Source organism: Streptomyces sp. AM8-1-1 (assembly GCF_032229325.1).
Lineage (GTDB): Bacteria > Actinomycetota > Actinomycetes > Streptomycetales > Streptomycetaceae > Streptomyces > Streptomyces achmelvichensis.
The window spans coordinates 5,839,735-5,860,702 of record NZ_CP135086.1 but is presented as its reverse complement, the minus strand read 5'-3'; the positions used below and the strand labels follow the sequence as shown (position 1 = coordinate 5,860,702).

19 protein-coding genes are annotated in these 20,968 nt (G+C 71.7%); 9 read left to right on the top strand and 10 right to left on the bottom strand.

The features are described from left to right. Positions 1 to 21: 21 nt before the first annotated feature. Positions 22 to 1,056 (bottom strand): iron-siderophore ABC transporter substrate-binding protein, encoded by a 1,035-nt coding sequence (locus RPQ07_RS26150; protein ID WP_313946634.1) that lies wholly within the window; start codon positions 1,054 to 1,056, stop codon positions 22 to 24. 223 nt (positions 1,057 to 1,279) lie between these two features. Here RPQ07_RS26150 and RPQ07_RS26145 point away from each other — a divergent pair, with 223 nt between their 5' ends. Beyond that, positions 1,280 to 2,425: a hypothetical protein gene (locus RPQ07_RS26145; RefSeq protein ID WP_313946633.1), complete on the top strand. Its 1,146-nt coding sequence runs from the start codon at positions 1,280 to 1,282 to the stop codon at positions 2,423 to 2,425. Positions 2,426 to 2,500: 75 nt separating this feature from the next. Further along, entirely contained in the window at positions 2,501 to 2,659 is a 159-nt protein-coding gene (locus RPQ07_RS26140; RefSeq protein ID WP_313946632.1) for a hypothetical protein, read from the top strand. A gap of 105 nt (positions 2,660 to 2,764) precedes the next feature. Here the strand turns inward: RPQ07_RS26140 and RPQ07_RS26135 are convergent, their stop codons facing one another. Genes RPQ07_RS26135 through RPQ07_RS26125 form a run of 3 tightly spaced genes read right to left on the bottom strand, consistent with a single transcriptional unit; the run spans position 2,765 to position 5,733 of the window. Further along, a complete protein-coding gene (locus tag RPQ07_RS26135) occupies positions 2,765 to 3,727 on the bottom strand; it encodes a 3-oxoacyl-ACP reductase (protein ID WP_313946631.1) in 963 nt (320 codons plus the stop codon). Between the two features lie 33 nt (positions 3,728 to 3,760). Continuing rightward, entirely contained in the window at positions 3,761 to 4,837 is a 1,077-nt protein-coding gene (locus RPQ07_RS26130) for a Zn-dependent alcohol dehydrogenase (RefSeq protein WP_313946630.1), read from the bottom strand. Between the two features lie 32 nt (positions 4,838 to 4,869). Next, positions 4,870 to 5,733 carry a MaoC/PaaZ C-terminal domain-containing protein gene (locus tag RPQ07_RS26125; protein ID WP_313946629.1) on the bottom strand — a complete coding sequence of 288 codons (864 nt, stop codon included), beginning with the start codon at positions 5,731 to 5,733 and terminating at the stop codon, positions 4,870 to 4,872. 479 nt (positions 5,734 to 6,212) lie between these two features. On the opposite strand from RPQ07_RS26125, the gene RPQ07_RS26120 reads away from it, so the two are divergent. Next, positions 6,213 to 7,412, top strand: a complete 1,200-nt coding sequence (locus RPQ07_RS26120) for a sensor histidine kinase (RefSeq protein WP_313946628.1) — start codon at positions 6,213 to 6,215, stop codon at positions 7,410 to 7,412. A gap of 134 nt (positions 7,413 to 7,546) precedes the next feature. Beyond that, entirely contained in the window at positions 7,547 to 8,179 is a 633-nt protein-coding gene (locus RPQ07_RS26115; protein ID WP_313949028.1) for a response regulator transcription factor, read from the top strand. Between the two features lie 52 nt (positions 8,180 to 8,231). On the opposite strand, the gene RPQ07_RS26110 is transcribed toward RPQ07_RS26115, so the two are convergent. From RPQ07_RS26110 to RPQ07_RS26100, 3 genes are all read right to left on the bottom strand, one after another. Further along, a complete protein-coding gene (locus RPQ07_RS26110; protein ID WP_313949027.1) occupies positions 8,232 to 9,659 on the bottom strand; it encodes an MFS transporter in 1,428 nt (475 codons plus the stop codon). A 313-nt stretch (positions 9,660 to 9,972) separates the two neighbouring features. After that, entirely contained in the window at positions 9,973 to 11,163 is a 1,191-nt protein-coding gene (locus tag RPQ07_RS26105; RefSeq protein WP_313946627.1) for a lipid-transfer protein, read from the bottom strand. Between the two features lie 11 nt (positions 11,164 to 11,174). Beyond that, positions 11,175 to 13,340, bottom strand: coding sequence for an acyl-CoA dehydrogenase (locus RPQ07_RS26100; protein ID WP_313946626.1), 2,166 nt, complete (start codon positions 13,338 to 13,340; stop codon positions 11,175 to 11,177). 128 nt (positions 13,341 to 13,468) lie between these two features. Here RPQ07_RS26100 and RPQ07_RS26095 point away from each other — a divergent pair, with 128 nt between their 5' ends. The 5 genes from RPQ07_RS26095 (at position 13,469) to RPQ07_RS26075 (ending at position 17,579) form a co-directional block, all read left to right on the top strand. Then, complete coding sequence (locus RPQ07_RS26095) at positions 13,469 to 14,113, top strand: class I SAM-dependent methyltransferase (protein WP_313946625.1); 645 nt, start codon at positions 13,469 to 13,471, stop codon at positions 14,111 to 14,113. Positions 14,114 to 14,136: 23 nt separating this feature from the next. Continuing rightward, a complete protein-coding gene (locus tag RPQ07_RS26090) occupies positions 14,137 to 15,096 on the top strand; it encodes an N-acetylmuramoyl-L-alanine amidase (RefSeq protein WP_313946624.1) in 960 nt (319 codons plus the stop codon). Between the two features lie 149 nt (positions 15,097 to 15,245). Next, positions 15,246 to 16,073 carry a DUF5336 domain-containing protein gene (locus tag RPQ07_RS26085; RefSeq protein ID WP_313946623.1) on the top strand — a complete coding sequence of 276 codons (828 nt, stop codon included), beginning with the start codon at positions 15,246 to 15,248 and terminating at the stop codon, positions 16,071 to 16,073. A gap of 111 nt (positions 16,074 to 16,184) precedes the next feature. After that, the gene (locus RPQ07_RS26080; protein WP_313946622.1) at positions 16,185 to 17,195 is read left to right on the top strand and encodes an LLM class F420-dependent oxidoreductase; all 1,011 of its coding nucleotides are present in this window, start codon (positions 16,185 to 16,187) and stop codon (positions 17,193 to 17,195) included. 90 nt (positions 17,196 to 17,285) lie between these two features. Then, positions 17,286 to 17,579: a hypothetical protein gene (locus RPQ07_RS26075; protein ID WP_313946621.1), complete on the top strand. Its 294-nt coding sequence runs from the start codon at positions 17,286 to 17,288 to the stop codon at positions 17,577 to 17,579. Between the two features lie 64 nt (positions 17,580 to 17,643). Here the strand turns inward: RPQ07_RS26075 and RPQ07_RS26070 are convergent, their stop codons facing one another. Genes RPQ07_RS26070 through RPQ07_RS26060 form a run of 3 tightly spaced genes read right to left on the bottom strand, consistent with a single transcriptional unit; the run spans position 17,644 to position 20,818 of the window. Continuing rightward, the gene (locus RPQ07_RS26070; protein WP_313946620.1) at positions 17,644 to 18,741 is read right to left on the bottom strand and encodes a prenyltransferase/squalene oxidase repeat-containing protein; all 1,098 of its coding nucleotides are present in this window, start codon (positions 18,739 to 18,741) and stop codon (positions 17,644 to 17,646) included. Next, positions 18,738 to 19,469: a class I SAM-dependent methyltransferase gene (locus tag RPQ07_RS26065; protein WP_313946619.1), complete on the bottom strand. Its 732-nt coding sequence runs from the start codon at positions 19,467 to 19,469 to the stop codon at positions 18,738 to 18,740. The genes RPQ07_RS26070 and RPQ07_RS26065 overlap by 4 nt, the downstream gene beginning before the upstream one ends. Then, positions 19,463 to 20,818, bottom strand: a complete 1,356-nt coding sequence (locus RPQ07_RS26060) for a glycosyltransferase family 4 protein (protein WP_313946618.1) — start codon at positions 20,816 to 20,818, stop codon at positions 19,463 to 19,465. The genes RPQ07_RS26065 and RPQ07_RS26060 overlap by 7 nt, the downstream gene beginning before the upstream one ends. Between the last annotated feature and the right edge of the window lie 150 nt (positions 20,819 to 20,968).

The window sequence follows — 20,968 nt, the reverse complement described above, 5'->3', positions numbered from 1 at the left end:
GGGCCCCGTCCGGGACGGGACCTACGGGACGAGGAAGCCGCGCAGATCGTCCAGCACGCGGTCGGCGGCGGTCACACCGAGACCGAGATACCACGTCTCGTCCGGTACGTCCTTGGCCCGGCCGGCCTTGACCGCTTCGAGGTTCTTCCACAGCGGGTTCGACCGGGCGGTGTCCCGCTTGGTCGTCTTCGGGTCTCCGTAGACCCCGGTGAAGATCCAGTCGGCGTCGGCGTCGTCGATCTTCTCGGGGCTGATCTCGACGGCGAGATCATCGATCTGCTGGTTCTCCGGCCGCGGCAGTCCGGTGTCCTTCAGGATCGTGCCGATGAAGGACGCCTGGGCGTACAGCCGGATCTTGCCGGGCATGTAGCGGACCATCGAGACGGTCGGCTTGGTCGCGCCGATGTCGGTGCCGAGCAGATCGGCCTTCTTCTCGTACGCGGCGAGCTTCTCCTTCGCGGCGGCCGTCCTGTCCAGCGCCGCGGCGTTGAGGAGGTAGTTCTCCTTCCAGGTGAAGCCCGGGCGGATGGAGAAGACGGTCGGAGCGATCTGCGAGAGCTCCTTGTACTTGTCGGCGGCGCGCAGCTGGCTGCCGAGGATCAGATCGGGCTTGAGGGCCGCGATCGCCTCCAGGTTGAGGCTGTTGATCGTGCCCACGTTCGCGGGCTTGCCCGCCACCTTCGCGAGGTAGGCCGGGATGCCCTCGTCGCCCTCGGTGGGCGCGTAGCCGACGGGCTTGACGCCCAGCGAGGCAACGTTGTCGAGCTCGCCGACATCGAGGACCACGACGCGCTGGGGAGCGGCCTTGAGCTCGGTCTTTCCGAGGGCGTGGGTGATGGTGCGCGGGAACTGGCCCGGCTTCGCGTCCGTCCCCATCGCGGCGGTCTTCGCCGCGGCGTCGCCGAAGCCCTTGCCGCCCTGGGCGACGGCCTTCTTGCCGTCGGCGTCGGCCTTGCCGGACGGGCTCCCCGCGGTGTCACCGCTTCCGCAGGCGGCGAGGGTGAGCGCGGCGGCGCAGGCGATGGCTGCGGCTGTGCCGCGGCGGCGTAGGGACATGAGGTGCTCCAGATCCGGTACTCAGGGATGCCTGACTTTAAGCACGGCCGTTTCCGCGGGTGCCATCGGCTCCCCCCGCACCGCCGGGGTACCTGCCGAGCACACTCACCTCGCCCACCTCAGGAGAACCGTTGCATCAACACCCTTATGTGTGAAGACAGAGAGCTCGCGTTGTTCGGCAGGACGTACGAAACTTAGCGTCGTTACCGGAGGTGAAGTGCCGATGACAGCCTGTGCCATCGAGACCGCTCCGGAGGACGGTGCGGTGGGGAGTACGGGAATCACGATCGCGGTGGACGGTTCCTACGCGGCCCGGCTGGCCGGCGAGGGAGAGGCCCTGTACCCCGAGCGCTGGACGCTCGACGGTCCCGAGCCCTACGCCGTGCCGCTGCCCCTGGACCAGCCCGAGGAACGCGACACGGACGTGCACCCGCTGAGCGACGGGCGGGTGCTCATCCGGCGGCGGGTGGAGGACCGGCACGCCTTCTCGCTGCTGTACCCGACCGGTCCCGGGACGGGCGAGCTGCCGCTCGGCGGTGTGGAGACGGACGAGCTGACGATGCTTCCGCCGTCGCCGGACGGCAGCCGCGCCTATGCCCTCGCGCCCGGTGAGCACTCGACCGCGATCTGGCTGGTGGCGGGCGGCGCCTTCGGCCCGGAGCATGTCACCGACGTGCCGGGCCGCTGCACCGGCGGTGTGTGGCTGGACCGTACGGGACGGATGCTCGCGCTGGACCGGCAGCAGTCCGGGGCGCCGGTGAAGGCGGTCGCGGTGGACCTGGAGCGCGGCGGCGAGGTGACACCACTGCTCCAGATCACGGAGGACAGCAACGACCGGCTGCTGCTGGCGGACCCGGACAGCGGACTGCTGCTCATCCGGTCCGACGCGGCGGGGCACGACCGGCTGGGATGGGGTGTGCTCGGCAGCCTGCGCCCGGTGCGGTTCCCGGAGTGCCTGCGGCTCGCCGACTGCGCGGTGACGCCCTTCGCCGTGCAGCCCGGACAGGTGCTGGTGCCGGAGAGCTGTGCGGTGGGGCTGCGCGTCGACGGCGCGGCGGGGAGCTGGCTCGGCATCTGGCGTCCCGCGGGCCGCCGGCTGCATCAACTGGCCGCGCCGGACGGGTGGCTGGCGGGCTCGGGAATGTGGAGCCGGGAGGGGGTGCTGCAACTCCCGTACACGACCGGGACCGTGGCCTGCGCGCTGGCGCGGATCGACGCTTCGGAGGTCTTCGCGCACGAGACGGTCACCGAACCGGCACAAGCGGAACACGCAGGTGGGGAACCGTCCGGGGGCTCCGGGACTCCCGCTGTGTGCAAGCCGGTTCCTTTGCAGCAGGCGCCTCTCACCGGCCGACTGGGCCCTGGATAAACTCTGCCGCCGGTGCGGGTGACACCGCACCGGCCGGACACGTATGTCGACGATCTCAACGGGGGAATTTCCCACATGTCTGAAGCCCGAACCGACACCACCGACGCGCGTCCGCAGGAGGCGGAGGCAGGGGGTGCCGGTAAGCACCGAGGGGGTGCGGCGCGCACGGAGGACTACGCGTCGCCCGCGCACGGCAAGCACCGCCGCCCCGAGCCGGACGGCCGCACGAACTGATGCTCCGGGGCCCGCGCCCCTCGTGCCCGCGCGCCGGCGGGGCCGCGTCCCCGCCGGCGTACGAGCACGGCATCCGGCCGGACACCCTTGCCCGGACGGAACACCTCAGGACAGGTTCTGGCCGCCCCGTCCGCGTTTGAGGCCCAGCACCTCCGACGCCGCGAACGTCTCGTGCGCGCTGCGGTCCGCGTAGAACGGCGTCAGCAAGGCGTCCAGTTCGTCGAAGCTGAAGCTCTCCTTCGCGGTGTCGAACTGCGCCGAGACCTTGGGGCGTTCCACGACCGCCACCATCCCGCCGTGCACGACGAGCAGCTGACCGCTGACCCCCGCGGCCGCCGGTGAGGCGAGATAGCCGACCAGCGGTGCCACATGCTCCGGCGCCAGCGGGTCGAGCCCGCCGTCCCTCGGCTCCTCGAAGCCCGCGAAGACGTCCTGGGTCATGCGAGTCCTGGCCCGCGGGCAGATCGCGTTCGCCGTGACCCCGTACTTGGCGAGGGCCAGTGCCGACGACGTCGTCAGACCGACGACGCCCCCCTTGGCCGCCGCATAGTTCGGCTGGCCCGCGGAGCCCGCGAGGAACGCCTCCGAGGAGGTGTTGACGATCCGTCCGTAGACCGGCGCACCGGCGGACTTGGAGCGTGTACGCCAGTGGACCGAGGCGAAGTGGGTCATGTTGAAGTGACCCTTGAGATGGACGCGGATCACCGAGTCCCATTCGCCCTCGGACATCGAGAAGATCATCCGGTCCCGCAGGATGCCCGCGTTGTTGACCAGGATGTCCAGCTTTCCGTAGGTGGCGACGGCCAGGTCGACCAGCTCGCGGGCCCGGTCGAAGTCGGCGATGTCGCCGTGGTGCGCGACGGCCGAACCGCCCGCCGCACGGATCTCCTCCGCGACCTCCTCCGCGGGGGTCGCGGAGGCCTCACCGGAGCCGTCCCGGCCCGGGCGTCCGTAGTCGTTGACGACGACGCCCGCGCCGAGGCGGGCCAGTTCGAGCGCCTCCGCGCGGCCGAGCCCGCGGGCCGCCCCGGTGACGATCGCGGACAGGCCGTCGAGTGGCAGAGACATCGGGTTCCTTTCCCGTAGGGGGTACCGGCGGTGTCAGATCTCGATGCAGGTGCGCAGCGCCTCACCGGTACGCATCTGGGCCAGTGCGTCGTTGATCTCCGCGAGCGGCACCCGGTGGGTGATCAGCCCTTCGAGGTCGATGCGGCCCGCCCGCCACAGCGCGATCGCCCGCTCGTAGGAGGTGAGCACGTCCCCGCCGCCGTACATGGACGGCAGGATGCGCTTCTCGTCGAAGAACAGCTCGAACATGTTGAGCTGGAGGAAGTCGTCCATGGCGCCCGCGCCGACGATGCACAGGGTGCCGCCGCGCCGGGTCGTCTCGTAGGCCGTGCGTGCGGTGGCCGACTTGCCGACGACCTCGAAGACGTAGTCGAAGCCCTCGCCCGCGGTGATCCGCTGCTTGGCGTCGCCGAGTTCGTCGGGCGAGACCGCTTCCGTGGCGCCGAACCTGAGGGCCGCCTCGCGACGGGTGGCGACCGGGTCGACGGCGACGATCTGCGCCGCCCCCTTGAGCCGAGCGCCCTGGATGGCGGAGATGCCGACACCGCCGCAGCCGATGACGGCGACCGACGAACCGGCCTCCACATCGGCGGTGTTGATAGCGGCGCCGAGTCCGGTGGTCACTCCGCAGCCGATCAGCGCGGCGATGTCGAACGGCACGTCGTCGGGTATCGGCACCGCGCAGGCCGCGTCGACGACGACCTCCTCGGTGAAGGTGCCGGTCCCCGCGAAGCCGAAGACATCGCCGCCGGGACGCTTGAAGTTGGGGGTGCCCGCGTTCAGGAAGCCCGCGAGGCACAGTTCGGTCTGCCCGCGCTTGCAGGAGGGACAGATGCCGCAGGCGGGCAGCCAGCACAGCAGCACCCGGTCGCCCTGCTTCAGCCCGCCCACCCCGTCGCCGACGTCGATGATCTCGCCGGCGCCCTCGTGGCCGGGGACGAACGGCGCGGGCTGCGGCAGGACGCCGTTCATCGCGGAGATGTCGGAGTGGCAGAGCCCGGTGGCCCGGATCCGGATCCTGACCTTGCCGGGGCCGAAGCCCACCGCCTCGACGTCGTCGAGTACTTCGAGCTTGTCCTGCCCTGTCTCGTGCAGTACGGCTGCGCGCACGGTGCGGCTCCCTCGGTTCGTGTCGTGTCCGGTCAGTCGTGCTCGACGGTGGTGTCGGCCAGTACGGGAGCGTCGTCGCGCTCGACGGCCGTGACCGACACCCCGATGCCTTCGGTGCCCTCGGTGCGGCGCCACATCCTGATGCGCAGGGTCTCGCCGGGGAAGACGATCCCGGCGAAGCGAGTGGTGTACGAGCGGACCCGGGTCACGTCCCCGTCGAGCAGGGTGTCGACGACGGCCTTGAGCGTCATGCCGTACGAGCACAGGCCGTGCAGGATGGGGCGGTCGAATCCGGCGCGGGCGGCGAACTCCGGGTCCGCGTGCAGGGGGTTGAGGTCGCCGGACAGGCGGTAGAGCAGGGCCTGGTCCTCGCGGATCCGCTTCTCCACGGTCTTGTCCGGTTCCCGCGCGGGGAGTTCGGTGCGGGACGAGGGCCCTCTGTCACCGCCGAAGCCGCCTTCGCCGCGTACGAAGATCTGTGAGTCGTTCGTCCACAGCGGGCCGTCGTCGTCGGCCGCCTCGGTGCGCAGTACGAGGACCGCCGCCTTGCCCTTGTCGTACACGGCGGCGACCCGTGTCGTGGAGAGGGCCGTCCCGCCGGGCGGAATCGGCCGGTGCAGCCGAACGGTCTGTCCGCCGTGCAGGACGGACGCGAGGTCGATGTCGAGTCCGGGTCCGGTGAGCCCCCCGACGACACCCTTGCCCGCGCCCGCGACGGTGGCGAAGCTCGGCAGGACGTGCAGCCTCGACTCCAGGGTGTAGCGCAGCTCGGCGGGGTCGGTCGCGGGAAGACCGGCGCCGAGGCCGAGGTGGTAGAGCTGGACGTCCTTGCGGTCCCAGCTGATCTCGGCGCTGCGGGGCTCCGCGGCGACGGCCTTTGCGGGATCGATGGGCATGAGGCTCTGGCTCCTTGAGGAGGGGAAGACCTCGGCACGGCCGTCCGCACCGTCGGCCGCACCGAGGTCGCGTGGGACCGGCCCGGCGCCCCGTTCTAGAACGCGTTCTAGGGCCGGTGGCCCCTATGTATAACGCAGGCCACAGGACATGTGAAGAGCGCGGACACCAGACCGGTGAAGGGAATTGACGGGTAGTCAGGAACGGGTACGGGGCGACTGGGGAGGGTGCCGCCGCGGTCGCTGTCGGTCCGGGTGGGGGCTCGGGTCCGGGTGGGGGCTGGGCTCGTTCCGGGTCGGGGCGGGGGCTGGGCTCGTTCCGGGTCGGGGCGGGGCGGCGCTCGGTCCGGGACGCGACTCGGTCCGCTCGGCCGGCATCCGCGTTCGGCCGGCATCCGCGCCCCCGCCCGGGACATTTGTCACCGCCGGGTCCGTACACCTGTGTCTGCCGGGAAGCGCGTCCTCTCCGTAGCGTCGTCCGTATGACGAAGACAGCGGACGGCGAGTGCGGCACACGCCACAGGATCGGCCTCGGGAAGCGGCGGCCGTCACAGAGGTGCGGACCGGCGCGGGACGGCATCGGTCCGCCGAGCGGATTCACGATGCTGCCCTGGCTGCTGATGGGGATGGGCGCCATCGCCAATCTCGTACGCGGCGAGACGCCCAATCCCTGGATCGGCGCCATCGGAGTGCTGATCTTCAACTCGCTCTACATCGCCCTCGTCTTCCGCGCCTTCGACCGCAGGGCGCGGGAGACGACGACGACCCGTCTGCTGCTGCTCGCGCTCGCCGCGGTCACCTTCGCCCTGGCGGGGGGCTACGGCGGCGAGTGGCTGTACTTCTTCCCGCTGCTGGGCCTGGCGACGGGCGCCGTGATGCGCGGCCCCCGGGTCGGCGTGGTGGTCCTCGCGCTGACGGTCACCGCCGGTCTGGTGGCGGGGCTGCGGGACGGCTGGGGCGCGATCAGCGTCGCGTACGGCACCCTCATCTCCGGGATGGTGACCGCTGCGATCCTGGCCCTGTCCGAGACGGTGCGGGAACTGCGCGACACCCGGCAGGAACTGGCCCGCACCGCCGTCGAGAAGGAGCGGCTGCGCTTCTCCCGCGATCTGCACGATCTGCTCGGCCACACGCTGTCGGTGATCGTGGTGAAGTCCGAGGCCGCGAGGCGGCTGGGGTCACGGGACATGGACGCGGCGCTGGCGCAGATCTCGGACATCGAGTCGGTGGGCCGCCAGGCGCTGACCGAGATCCGCGAGGCGGTGACGGGCTATCGCCGGGGCAGCTTCGGAGCCGAACTGGACCGGGCCCGTTCGGTGCTGAGCGCGGCCGGCGTCGAGGCGGTGGTGCGCCGGTCGGGGCCGCCGCCGGAACCGGAGACCGCGGTGCTGCTCGGCTGGGTGGTGCGCGAGGCGGTGACCAACGCGGTACGCCACAGCGGCGCGACCACCTGCGAGATCACCCTCACGACCGCGGCGGAGCGGGTCGAGCTGACGATCGCCGACGACGGCATCGGGGCTCCCGTCGACACACTCGCGGAGACGGAGGGCACCGGGCTCAGGGGGCTCGCCGAACGCCTGGCCGCGGTGGGCGGCACCCTGGAGGCGGGCCCGGCCGGTGCGGGTTTCCGCGTCCGCGCCCGGCTCCCGGTGCAGGACGACAGCCCGGCACCCGCGCTCTGACCCGTGCCGCGTCCAGGGGCAGGACCGCTACGGCCACGTCCACGGGCAGGCCCGCTGTGTCCACGCCCGGGGGCCGGGTGCGTCGCACAGGAGGCGTTCGCGCTGGTCGGACATACGATGACGGAGTGGAAGAGATGCCGCGGGACCACCGTCCGTCCAAGTCCGTCCGCGTGCTTCTCGCCGAGGACCAGGGCATGCTGCGGGGCGCTCTCGCACTGCTGCTGGGCATGGAGCCGGACCTGAACGTGGTGGCCCAGGTCGGCCGCGGCGACGAGATCGTCCGGGCGGCGCTGGAGTGGCGGCCCGATGTGGCGCTGCTGGACATCGAGTTGCCCGGTCGCAGCGGCCTCGACGCGGCGGCGGATCTGCGGGACGAGGTGCCCGACTGCAGGGTGCTGATCCTGACGACGTTCGCGCGGCCCGGCTATCTGCGCCGGGCGATGGAGGCCGGGGCGGCGGGCTTCCTCGTCAAGGACGGGCCGGTGGAGGAACTGGCGTCGGCGATCCGCCGGGTGCTGACCGGGGAGACCGTCATCGACCCGGTACTCGCCGCCGCCGCGCTGAGCGCGGGGCCCAATCCGCTCACCGCGCGGGAGCAGGACGTGCTCAACGCGTCGGTGGACGGTGCCACCGTCGCCGACATCGCGGGCACCCTGCATCTGTCGGAGTCGACCGTACGCAACTACCTCTCGTCCGCGATCGGCAAGACGGGCACCCGCAACCGCATGGAAGCGGTCCGGGCGGCACGCCGGCAGGGCTGGCTCTGAACTCCCCTGAGTGCCGGGGCTGCTCGTACTCCGGCGGGCGTTGACGGCCGCTCTACGGCTCCACCCGGCGCGGCAGCAGGAGCAGCATCAGCACCGCTCCGGTCACCAGCACCCCCGCTCCCGTACGGAAGGCGAGCGCGTATCCGGCGGCCAGCTCACCCGGCCCGGTGCCTCCCCCGGTGCGCGCCGCCGCGACCGTGGACAGCACGGCGAGACCCAGTGCGCCGCCCATCGTGCGCGAGGTGTTGATCAGGCCCGAGACCAGACCGGCGTCCGCCGGCTCGGCACCGGCGGTGGCCAGGGCGGCGAGCGGGGTCGCCGCGAGGCCGACACCCGTCATCATCAGGATGCCGGGTCCGAGGATCGAGGTCAGATAGCCGCCGTCGGCGGTCATCGTGGACTGCCAGCCGAAGCCGGTCGCGGCGATCAGTGCACCGATGACGGCGACGTTGGTGGCTCCCGCCCTCGCCATGAAGCGGGGCGCGAGCTTGGAGCCGACGATCACGCTCACCGAGCTGGGGATCAGCGCGAGTCCCGCTTCGAGCGGGGTGTACCCCAGCACGTTCTGCGCGTACACCGTCATGAAGAACCACATGGAGAAGGACGCCGAACCGCACACCATCATGGTCACGTTGGCGGCCGAGACCGCCCGGGACCGGAACACCTTCAGCGGCATCAGCGGGGCCTTGGCCCGCGCCTCGACGGCGACGAAGAGCCCGAGGAGTGCCAGGCCGCCGAGCAGGGGCAGCAGAGTGGCGGAAGCGGTCCAGCCCGACTCCTCCGTCTGCACGATGCCGTACGCCACCGAGGCCAGGCCGCCCGTGACGAGGACCGCGCCCGGCAGGTCGAGGCGGCGGCCCGCCCCGTTCCTGCTCTCGGTCAGCCAGACGGCCGCCCCCAGCAGCACCAGCGCACCGACCGGCACATTGATCAGCAACACCCAGCGCCAGGACAGCAGATCGGTGAGGACTCCCCCGACGAGACCGCCGGCGGCGCCACCCGCGGCTCCCACCGCCGACCAGGTGCCGATCGCCCGGGTGCGGGCGGGGCCCGGCGGCACGGCGGCCGTCACGATGGTCAGGGTCGCCGGGGCGAGCACGGCCGCGCCCAGCCCCTGCACCGCCCGGGCGGCGAGCAACTGCCAGCCCTCCTGGGCGAGTCCGCCCGCGAGGGACGCGGCGGTGAACAGGCCGAGTCCGACGAGGAAGGTGCGCTTGCGGCCGAAGATGTCCGCGGCCCGGCCGCCGAGCAGCATGAACCCGGCGAAGGCGATGGAGTACGCGTTGAGCACCCACTGGAGCCCGATCGTGGAGAGCCCGAGGTCGGCGCGCATCGAGGGCAGCGCGACGTTGACGACGGACACGTCGAGCACGACGAGGAACTGCCCGGCACACGCGGTGAGCACCACCAGCCAGGTGCGGGCGCTCTTGGCGGGTGCGGGTATGAGGGATTCGGGGGCGTCTGAGCGGGCGTGGACCATGGCCGTCATGGTCTCAGCCGACGTACGGTCCGTACATCCGGATAAAGATGTACGCGCCCCGTGCCGGGAGACCTAGGGCTGTCCCGTAATCCCCGGTGGACCAGCGCGCGGCGTCAGATGCGGTGCATCGCAAGGCGATGGGGGCACCCCCGCCGGAGGCTGGGGGAGGTCGTCCTCATACTGGGCGTATTCGGGCGATCCGACAACGCAGCGTGGGGGTCCCCCCTGCTCGAAGAGCTTGGGGGAGTGCCGTAGATGTCGTCGTGCGCCCGCCGGGGATTACGGGACAGCCCTGAGGCCTCTGTCGATGCGGCTAGGGCTTGCGCAGCAGGGTGACGACCGCCGCCCCGCCCAGGCCGATGTTGTGGGCCAGCCCCACCCGCGCGCCCTCGACCTGACGCCTGCCCGCCTCGCCCCGCAGCTGCCAGGTCAGCTCGGCGGCCTGCGCGAGGCCGGTAGCGCCCAGGGGGTGCCCCTTGGAGATCAGCCCGCCGGACGGATTCACCACCCAGCGCCCGCCGTGGGTGGTCGCGCCGCTCTCCACCAGTTTTCCGGACTCGCCGTCCGGGCACATGCCGAGCGCCTCGTAGGTGAGCAGTTCGTTGACGGAGAAGCAGTCGTGCAGTTCGACGACGTCGACGTCCTCGATCCCCAGGCCGGACCGCTCGTAGGCGAGGCGGGCGGCGGCCCGGGACATCGGCTTGCCGACGACGTCGATGCAGGAGCCGGAGGCGAAGGACTCCTCGGTGTCGGTGGTCATGGCCTGACCCGCGATCTCCACGGCCTTCTCGTGCAGCCCGTGTCGGACGACGAACCGCTCGGAGACGACCACGGCCGCTGCCGCGCCGTCCGAGGTGGGTGAGCACTGGAGCTTGGTCAGCGGGCGGTGGACGGTGCGCGCGGCGAGGATCTCGTCGACGGACCAGACGTCCTGGAACTGGGCGTTGGGATTGTCGGCGGAGTGCCGGTGGTTCTTGGCGGCGACGGCCGCGAGCTGCCGCTCGGTGGTGCCGTGGCGCTCCATGTGTTCCCGGGCGGCGTTGCCGAAGATCTGCGCGGTGGGCGGTGTCGCCTCGAAGCCGTGGGCCGCGGCCATGATCCCGTAGTGCCGCGCGACGGGCGAGGACGCGAAGTCCCCGCCGTCCGCCCCGGCCCCGAGCGCGCCGCGGGCCATCTTCTCGAAGCCGAGGGCCAGGACGCAGTCGCTGATGCCGCCCTCGACGAACTGCCGCGCCATCATCAGGGCCGTGGAGCCGGTGGCGCAGTTGTTGTTGACGTTGTAGACGGGGACGCCGGTGAGCCCGATCACGTAGACCGCGCGCTGGGCGGCCGTCGACGCCTGGAAGCAGTGGCCGACGGGGACCTGTTCGACGTCCTCGTAGGCGACCTGGGCATCGGCAAGGGCCATGGTGCCCGCCTCCTCGGCCATGTCCCAGTACTGCCAGGCGCGGGTGCCGGGCTTCTCGAACTTCGTCATCCCGACGCCGACGATGTAGCTCTTCACAGCGTGCTCCTTCAGTCCCGGGGAAGGCCGAGGATGCGCTCGGCGACGACGTTGAGCTGGACCTGGGTGGTGCCGCCGGCGATGGTCAGGCAGCGCGACATCAGCAGTTCGCGCACCGCCGCCTCCCCCGGCCCCTCGCACACCGAGCCGTCGGGCCCGAGGAGTTCCAGGGCCAGTTCGGCGGTCTTCTGCTGGTGCAGGGTCTGGACGAGTTTGCGTACGGAGGCGCCCGCGCCCGGTTCGAGTCCGGACACCTGCCGCATCGTCGTCCGCAGGGCGAGGCAGCCGAGTGCGTGCGCCTCGGCGGCCAGCGCCCCGACGCGGGCGCGGTACGCGTCGTCGAGGCCGGGCGCGCGGGCCAGCAGGGCTTCGAGGCCGGTGCCGAAGGTGAGCTGGTCAGCCATGTGGACGCGTTCGTTGCCGAGGGTGTTGCGGGCGACCCGCCAGCCGTCGTCCACGGCACCGACGACGGCGTCGTCCGGCAGCAACGTACCGTCGAACCACACCTCGTTGAAGAGGGAGTCGCCGGTGATCTCCTTCAGCGGGCGGATGTCGATACCGTCGGTGTGCTTCATGTCGACGACGAAGTAGGTCAGGCCCCGGTGCTTGGGCGCCGTGGGATCCGTACGCGCCAGCAGGATGCCGTGGTCGGCCCGGCCGGCGGCACTCGTCCACACCTTCTGGCCGGTGACGCGCCAGCCGCCGTCGACCCGCTCGGCCTTCGTCCGCAGCGACGCCAGGTCGGATCCCGCTCCCGGCTCGCTGAAGAGCTGGCACCACCGGAGGTCGCCGCGCAGCGTCGGCAGCAGATAGCGCTCCTTCTGGGCGTCGGTGCCGTACGCGATCAGCGACGGAACCACCCAGGCCGCGATGGACAGTCCGCTGATCGCCACGCCCGCGTCGGCCAGTTCCTGCTGCACGGCGAGCTGCTGCACCGGTCCTGCGCCCCGCCCGTACGGCGGTGGCAGATGCGGGGCGGCGAGGCCGGTGGGCGCGAGGGCGCGGCGGGCGGCGTGCGGGGAGAGCCCACGGACCGCCTCGATTGCCGCGCGTACGTCGTCACGGTGGGCCCGTGCCTCTCCGGGCAGTTCGAGGCGCAGCGCACGCCGTACCCCACCGGCGGCCAGACGTACGGCCCGCTGCCGGTGACTGTCGCCCGGCCCGAGCAGCTGGCGTGCCACGAGTGCGCGGCGCAGATACAGATGCGCGTCGTGCTCCCAGGTGAAGCCGATGCCGCCGAGGATCTGGATGCAGTCCTTGGCGCAGGTGTACGCGGCGTCCAGCGCGGTGGCGGCGGCGAGCGCGGCGACCAGCCCGAGCGCCTCGGGCTCGTCCCGGGCGGCGCGGGCCGCGTCCCAGGTGAGGGCCCGTGCCTGTTCGAGGCGGATGAGCATGTCGGCGCACAAGTGCTTGATCCCCTGGAACTGCCCGATGGGCCGGCCGAACTGTTCGCGCACGGTCGCGTGCTCGGTGGCGGTCTCCAGGGCGCGGGAGGCCACTCCGCAGGCCTCGGCCGCGAGAAGCACGGCCGCCAGGTCGCCGACGAGCGACCCGGGGACGTCCAGGACGCGCTGCCCGGGGACGAGGACGTGATGCGCGGCCACCTCGGCGGTCGGCCGGGTCGGATCGGCACTGTCGTGGGCGCGTACGGCGAGGGCCTGCGCGTCCACCGCCGTCCACACCGTGCCGTGCCCCGACTCCGCGGCGAGCAGCAGGAGATCGGCCTGTGCTCCGGCGAGGACGGGCGGGGCGGAGCCGTCGATCCGCACTGCTCCGTCGCCGGCCGGGACGGCGGTGAGGGTGCCGGCGCCGAGGGCGACGGAGGCGATCCGGCGGCCGTCGGCGAGCGCGCGGACGAGGTCGTGCCGGCCGGCGCGGCCGAGCACTTCGGCGGCGAGTGCGTTCATCACGTACGGCCCGGGGAGCAGGGCGCGGCCGGCCTCCTCCAGGACGACGGCCAGATCGACGAGAGAGCCGCCGCCCCCGCCGTGCTCCTCGGGCAGATGCACACCGAGGAGCCCCTGACCCGCCGCACCGTCCCAGTGCCCGGGCCTGCCGAGTCCGCCGGAGGGCACGTCGAGCAGCTTCCGCACCTCCCCGGGAGGCACGGCGCGCGCCAGCCAGCCGCGCACGGAGGCGGCCAACTCCCGTTCTTCGTGCGTGATTCCGATGCCCATGGGCGGCAGACTAGAACACGTTTCAATCTGACGGTAGGTCAGGTACGGGGGTTCCTGTCGGCCGCCTACCGCGCCGTACGGCACCATGGGCAGCCCCGGACACCCGTACGACCTGGAGGAATCCACCCATGGCCGCCGCCCCCGCGCCGAAGACCCTCGCCGCCTTCGAGGCCGCCACGGGCTTCATGCCCCTGAACGAGGGCCTCGCGCTGTACGCGGCCGCGGCCGAGGCCGCAGCGCTGGGACTGCCCCTCCTGGAGGTGGGCACGTACTGCGGGCGCTCGACGATCCTGCTCGCCGATGTCGCCCGAGAGGCCGGCACGACGGCCGTCACCGTCGATCACCACCGGGGCAGCGAGGAGCAGCAGCCGGGGTGGGAGTACCACAACCCGGAGCTGGTCGACCCCGAGGTGGGGCGGATGGACACGCTGCCCGCCTTCCGCCGCACGCTCTTCCACGCGGGCCTGGAGGAGCACGTCGTCGCCCTCGTCGGCCGCTCGCCCCAGGTGGCCCGCATCTGGAACACCCCGCTCGGCCTCGTCTTCATCGACGGCGGCCACACCGACGAGCACGCCGGGGGCGACTACGAGGGCTGGGCGCCCCATGTGGCCGACGGCGGACTGCTGGTGATCCACGACGTGTTCCCGGACCCCGCGGACGGTGGCCAGGCCCCGTACCGCGTGTATCTGCGGGCACTCGCGTCCGGCGCGTTCACCGAGGTCTCGGTGACCGACTCCCTGCGCGTCCTGCGGCGTACCGGACCGGGAAGCTGACCGGCCCGGCTAGCATCGCGAACGTGTCGTACGACGAGAACCAGCACTCCCCCCGCCCGCGCCGCACCCTTGGCACCCTCACCATCGTGATCGCCGCTCTGGTGCCGAGCGCCCTGGCGGGCTGGCTGGTCTGGCTGGCGATGAGCGGTCCGGACGACAGCGAGCCGCCGAAGGTGCTGCCGCTGCCGAGCGGGCGGACCACCGTGGGCAAGCCGGGACCGGACGCCTCCGACACCCCCTCGCCGACCCCGCCGGCCACCTCGGCGCCCGCCCCGACCCCCTCCGCGCCTCCGAAGGGCGGCGGGGCAGGACCGCTCGCCGGAAAGGTCGTCGTCGTCGACCCCGGACACAATCCCGGCAACTTCAAGCACACGTCCGAGATCAACAAGCTCGTGGACATCGGAACCAATCGCAAGGAATGCGACACAACGGGTACGTCCACCAATGACGGCTACACCGAAGCCGCATTCACCCGTGATGTTTCACAACGTCTTCGCACTCTGCTGGAAAAGCAGGGCGCAACGGTCGAATTCACCCATGACAAAGACCGGGCGTTCGGTCCCTGCGTCGACGAGCGGGCCAGGATCGGCAACAAGGCGAAGGCGGACGCGGTCGTCTCCGTCCACGCCGACGGCTCGGCCGCGGGCAATCGCGGCTTCCATGTGATCCTTCCCGCCCTGGTCAGCGCGGGTGGCGCGGACACCGCCGCGATCGTCGGACCGTCCCGCGACCTCGGCGAGCGCATCGCCGGAAAGTTCGTCCGGGCGACCGGAAGCGCACCCTCCAACTATGTCGGTGACGGTACGGCGTTGGACGTGCGGAAGGATCTCGGCGGACTCAATCTGTCCACCGTGCCCAAAGTGTTCATCGAATGCGGCAATATGCGTGACGCACAGGACGCGGCACTTCTGACAAGCTCCGGCTGGCGTCAGAAGGCGGCGCAGGGAATCGCGGACGGCATCGGCAGCTACCTCACGAGGTAAGTCCCGATACCGGGCAGACGACCGGATCGGCCAGACGATAGATTCATCCCTACGATGGGGAGTCACCCCCGAGCTCCGCGTTGTGCACACCGCCGAACCGGCGGCAGCGACGACCGCCCCGATGAGACGACCGACGAAGGACTTTTCACGTGAACATCCGCTCCCTCACTCGAGGCGACGGCGTGGTGATCGGAGCAGCGGTGTTGCTGTTCATCGCCTCGTTCCTCGACACATTCGACTGCTCGGGCAACAACTGTGACGACGTACCGACCGCCTGGGACAACGGGACCCTGCTCCTGGGTGTCTACCTGGCCGGCATCATCGCGGCGGTGCTGATCGCTCTCTCGCACGCGCTGCCCCAGCCGCCGAAGGTCATCGGACTGGACCTCGGCCAGGTCGGCGTCGCGCTGGCGGTCTTCACCGCGTGGACCGCGATCGGCGCGATCTTCGACCCGGCAGGCCCGCTGGACTTCGGCGAGAGCGTGGACGCGGGCGTCGGCCTGATCCTCGGCTTCATCGCCGCTCTCGTTCTCGCGGCCGGCGCCGTGTGCTCGCTGATCGTGCCCGCCTTCCGGGCCCCGCTCCTCGGCGCCCCGCGTCCCGCCCCCGCTCCCTACGGCGGCCAGCCGCAGGGTGGTTACGGCTACCCGGGTGCCCAGCAGCAGCCGTACGGCGCGCAGCCCGGCCAGCCCCAGCAGCCCTACGGTGGTCAGCCGCAGCCCGGGCAGCCGCAGGCGGGGCAGCCCCAGCCCGGTCCGGCCGCGCCGCAGTCCGGTGCCGAGTTCACGCCGTTCTGGTTCGCGGTGCCGGTGGCCCGCCCGCTGTACGGCGAGGACGGTTCGCCGACCCCGATCGCCGAGCTCGCGCCCGGCACCTGGTACCTCGCGGTCGAGCAGCGCGGTCCCGGCCTGATCGCCCAGACGCAGGACGGCCGCCGCGGCGTGCTCCAGGACACCTCGGGCATCCAGCGCGGCTGATCCGCCCGTTGGCCCGACCGACGGCCCCCCGCCCTTCCCGGGCGGGGGGCCGTCGGCGTATTCTGACGCACCGTCAGAAGTTGTGGGACAAGGCTCCGGAGGGTGTCTGGCATGCGACTCGGACTTGCTCTCGGCTACTGGGGCCGCGGCCCCGACCCCGGCCATCTCGAACTCGCCCGCGAGGCCGAGCGCCTGGGCTACGACTCGGTGTGGACGTCCGAGGCCTGGGGCTCCGACGCCTTCACCCCGCTCACGTGGATCGCCGCGCACACCTCGCGCATCCGGCTCGGCACGGCGGTGGCGCAGATGGCCGCCCGCACCCCCACCGCGACCGCGATGCACGCGCTCACCCTGGACCACCTGTCCGGCGGACGGATGATGCTCGGCCTCGGTCTGTCGGGACCGCAGGTGGTCGAGGGGTGGTACGGCCGGCCGTTCCCGAGCAGCCCCCTCACCGCGACCCGCGAGTACATCGACGTCATCCGCCAAGTCCTGCGGCGCGAGGCGCCCGTTGAACTCGACGGGCGCTTCCACACGCACCCCTACCGCGGCGACGGTGCCACCGGTCTCGGCAAACCGCTGAAGCCCATCACGCATCCGCTGCGCGCCTCGCTGCCCCTGCTGCTCGGGGCCGAGGGGCCGAAGAACATCGCGCAGACCACCCGCATCGCCGACGGCTGGCTGCCGCTGTACTGGTCCCCGCTGCGGACCGATGTGTACAAGGCCTCGCTCACGGACCTGCCCGACGGCTTCGTCATCGCGCCGATGGCCCGCGCGCAGGTCTGCGACGACCTCGCCGAGGGCCTGCTGCCGGTCAAGATGATGCTCGGCTTCTACATCGGCGGCATGGGCCACGCGGCCCGCAACTTCCACGCCGATCTGATGGCGCGCATGGGCTACGAGGCCCAGGCCCGTGAGGTCCAGCGGCTGTTCGCGGAGGGCCGGCGCGAGGAGGCGGTGCACGCGGTGCCGGACGCCTTCGCCGACGAGATCTCGCTCGTGGGGCCGCGCGCACGGATCGCGGAACGCCTGGAGGCGTGGCGGTCCGGACCGGTCACCGACCTGCTCGTGACCGCGCCGGATCCGCACACCCTGCGCGTTCTCGCCGAACTCGCCCTGTAGCAACGGCTACTGCCGCCCTGCGGGACCTGCTGCGCCACGTGTTCGAGAAACAGTGGGTTTCACACGGGCACAAGCGGCAATCCGAGGGCTATGAGTCCTCGTCATCGCACTGGAAGCAACCAGGCCGGGACGGTCATAGCGATCGTCGCGGATGTCATGGCCTTCATCCTGGGCCTGTGGATCCTGATGTACCTGCTGGACGCCAACCGCGCCAACGACCTGGTCAACTTCGTCCAGGACGTGGCCCACTGGCTCGCCGGCTGGTCCTACGACCTGTTCACCTTCGACGAGGCGTGGGCACGCGTCGTCGCCGGATACGGCCTCGCAGCCGTGGTCTACCTCTTCGTCGGCCATGCCGTGGCCGGCAGGCTGCGCCGCCACTAGTACACCAGCACACCGTCCACTGGTACCACCAGCACACCGTACGGACAGGGGCCGGCAACAGGCCCTATGCCGTGCAGCAGTCGGGAGCCAACCCCCGCGGCAGGCGCTCGCCTCCGAAGACCGCGGTGGTCGCCTCGTCCCCCCCGAGCGCGGCCACCGCGAGGAGCAGGGAGCCCGCCGTCCAGGTGGTGAGTTCCTCCGGCCACACGGCCGGGCTGCCCTCGAAGACGTACCCCGTCCAGTACATACCGCCCTCGGCCCGCAGATGACCGACGGCCTGAAGGATCTCCAGCGCACGGTCGGACTCGCCCATGACCCACAGGGCCAGGGCGAGTTCGCAGCTCTCGCCGCCGGTCACCCACGGGTTCGGCAGCACACAGCGCACACCGAGCCCCGGCACGACGAAGTCGTCCCAGTGCTTCTCGATGCGCTCCGACGCCTCCACTCCGGTCAACGCGCCACCGAGCACCGGGTAGTACCAGTCCATCGAGTAGCGGCTCTTGTCGAGGAAGCGCTCGGGGTGACAGCGGATGGCGTGCGCCAGAGCGCCCGCCGCCAGCTCCCAGTCGGGCTGCGGCTCCTCGCGCTCCTCGGCGATCGCCAGGGCGCAGCGCAGTGCGTGGTGCACGGACGAACTGCCGGTCAGCAGTGCGTCGGTGACCGCCGCGCCGCCCTCCTCGGCGGCCTCGCGCTTCCAGCCGATCTGCCCGCCGGGCTGCTGGAGCCGCAGGACGAACTCGATCGCCGCCTGGACGCACGGCCACATCCGGTCGAGGAACGCCTCGTCGCCGGTGGCCAGGAAGTGGTGCCAGACGCCGACGGCGACATAGGCGACGAAGTTGGTCTCCCGGCCGCGGTCGGTCGCCAGGGTGGCGTCCCCGTCGTGGTACGCCGCGTACCAGGAGCCGTCCTCGTTCTGGTGCCGCAGCAGCCAGTCGTAGGCGAGGGAGGCGGCCTCGTGCTCGCCCGCCGCGTCCAGCGCCATGGCGGCCTCGGTGTGGTCCCACGGGTCCAGGTGGTGCCCGCGGAACCAGGGGATCGCCCCGTCCTCGCGCTGCACGGCGACGATCCCGGCAACGGTCTCGGCGGCCTGTTCGGCGGTGAGCACCCCGGGCAGGACCAGGTGTTCGGTACGGCCGTGGCTGCGCCTGGGCACAGTCACGCCCCGACCTCCGGGTGGTGCGGCTTGGTCGCGTAGGCCACGAAACTCTTGCCGATCAGCGGGTTCAGCGCCTGTTCGGCGAGCCGGGTGGCCAGCGGCTTCTTCATGATGTCCCAGACGAGCAGCTGGTGGTACGCCTTGACCGGCAGGGCCTTGTCGTTGTCGACGCCGAACGCGCACTTGAGCCACCAGTAGGGGCTGTGCAGGGCGTGGGCGTGGTGGGTGCCGTACGGCTCCAGACCGGCCTCTTTGATCCTGTCGAGCAGTTCGTCGGCCCGGTAGATGCGGATGTGCCCGCCCTCGACCTCGTGGTAGGCGTCGCTGAGGGCCCAGCAGATCTTCTCGGGGCCGTAACGCGGCACCGTGATCGCGATGCGTCCGCCGGGCTTGAGCACCCGCACCATCTCCGCGAGCACGCCCTTGTCGTCGGGGATGTGCTCCATCACCTCGGAGATGATCACGACGTCGAACGACTCGTCGGGGAAGGGGAGGTTGAGCGCGTCGCCCTCCATGGCGGTGGCCGTCGCGCCCTGAGGGGCCTCACCGGCCTCCTTCATGGCGGCGAACCACTTGGCGACCTCGCGGATCTCCTCGCCGTTCTGGTCGAGCGCCACGACCTGCGCGCCACGCCGGTAGCACTCGAACGCATGCCGGCCGGCACCGCATCCGAGGTCCAGGACCCGGTCGCCCGCGGCGAGCGGGAAGCGGGAGAAGTCGACGGTCAGCATGAGTGGTTGCTCCCCACCACTGGGGCCGCGGGGCGGCCTGGTTCCTTGGCCGTGGAACGGCCCATGGCGATGGCCTCGCGGTAGCGCTCGGCCGTGCCCTGTGCCGCTCTGGCCCAGGTGAAACGGGACAGCACCCGCTCGCGGCCGCCGGCACCGAGACGCGCTCTCAGCTCGGGGTCGCCGAGCAGTCTGCCCAGCGCCGCAGCCAGCGCGCCCGCGTCACCGGGCGGCACCGCGAGACAGCTCTCGCCGTCGGGGCCCGCGACCTCGGGGATCGCGCCGCCCGTGGTGGCGACCAGCGGTGTTCCGGTGGCCATCGCCTCGGCCGCGGGCAGTGAGAAGCCCTCGTACAGCGACGGCACACAGGCGACCTGCGCGCTGCGCACGAGGTCGACGAGTTCGGCGTCCGTGATGCCCTTGACGAACTCCACGGCGTCCTGGAGTCCGTACCGCTCGATCAGCTGGGCGACCGGCCCGTCCTCGGCGCGCTTGCCGACGACGACGAGATGGGCCGCGGGGTGCTCGGTGCGCAGCTTCGCCAGCGCCTCCACCAGGTGGACGAGGCCCTTGAGGGGGACGTCGGCGCTGGAGGTGGTCACGATGCGCCCGGGCACCTCGGCCACGGCGGGATTCGGCGAGAAAAGGTCGGTGTCGGCGCCGATGTGGACGACGTCGATGCGGTCGCGGCGCACGCCGAGGTGCTCGACGATCTCCTGCTGCGAGGTGCCGGAGACGGTGAGGACGGACGGCAGCCGGCGCGCGACGCGCTTCTGCATGCGGGTGAAGCCGTACCAGCGGCGTACGGAGAGGCGGCGCCGGCGGCCGTCCGCGGCGTCCAGCTCCAGCTGCCGGTCCACCGTGATCGGGTGGTGGATGGTGGTGACGAGCGGTGCGCCGAGGTCGCCCAGCAGCCCGTAGCCGAGCGTCTGGTTGTCGTGGACGACGTCGAACTCGCCCCGGCGCGCGAGCAGATGCCGGCGGGCGCGCAGCGAGAAGGTGAGCGGTTCGGGGAAGCCGCCGGTCCACATGGTGGAGACCTCGACGGCGTCGATCCAGTCGCGGTACTCGCCGCGGCGGGGCGTACGGAACGGGTCCGGGCTGCGGTACAGGTCGAGACTCGGGAGCTCGGTGAGCGGCACGCCCTCGTCGAGCACGGGGTAGGGCTGGGCGCCGATCACCTCGACGCTGTGCCCGAGTCGGGCGAGCTCGCGCGAGAGGTGGCGCACATAGACGCCCTGGCCGCCGCAGAAGGGGTTGCCCTTGTAGGTGAGGAGCGCGATGCGCAGCGGTGTGTCACCGCCGCCGGACGGCCCTCGGCGAGGGCCGGCCTCGATGGCCTCAGCGGTCACTCACGGCCCCCTTCTCATGCGTTTTCGCCGGAGCGTAACCGGTCGCGCTAATCTAGAACAAGTTTCAGACTTGATCGTTCGAGGAGCTTCGAATCTACCGGCTGGTAGCACCGCCGTAAGAGCCGGATCAGGTGATTCGCGCCACGACGG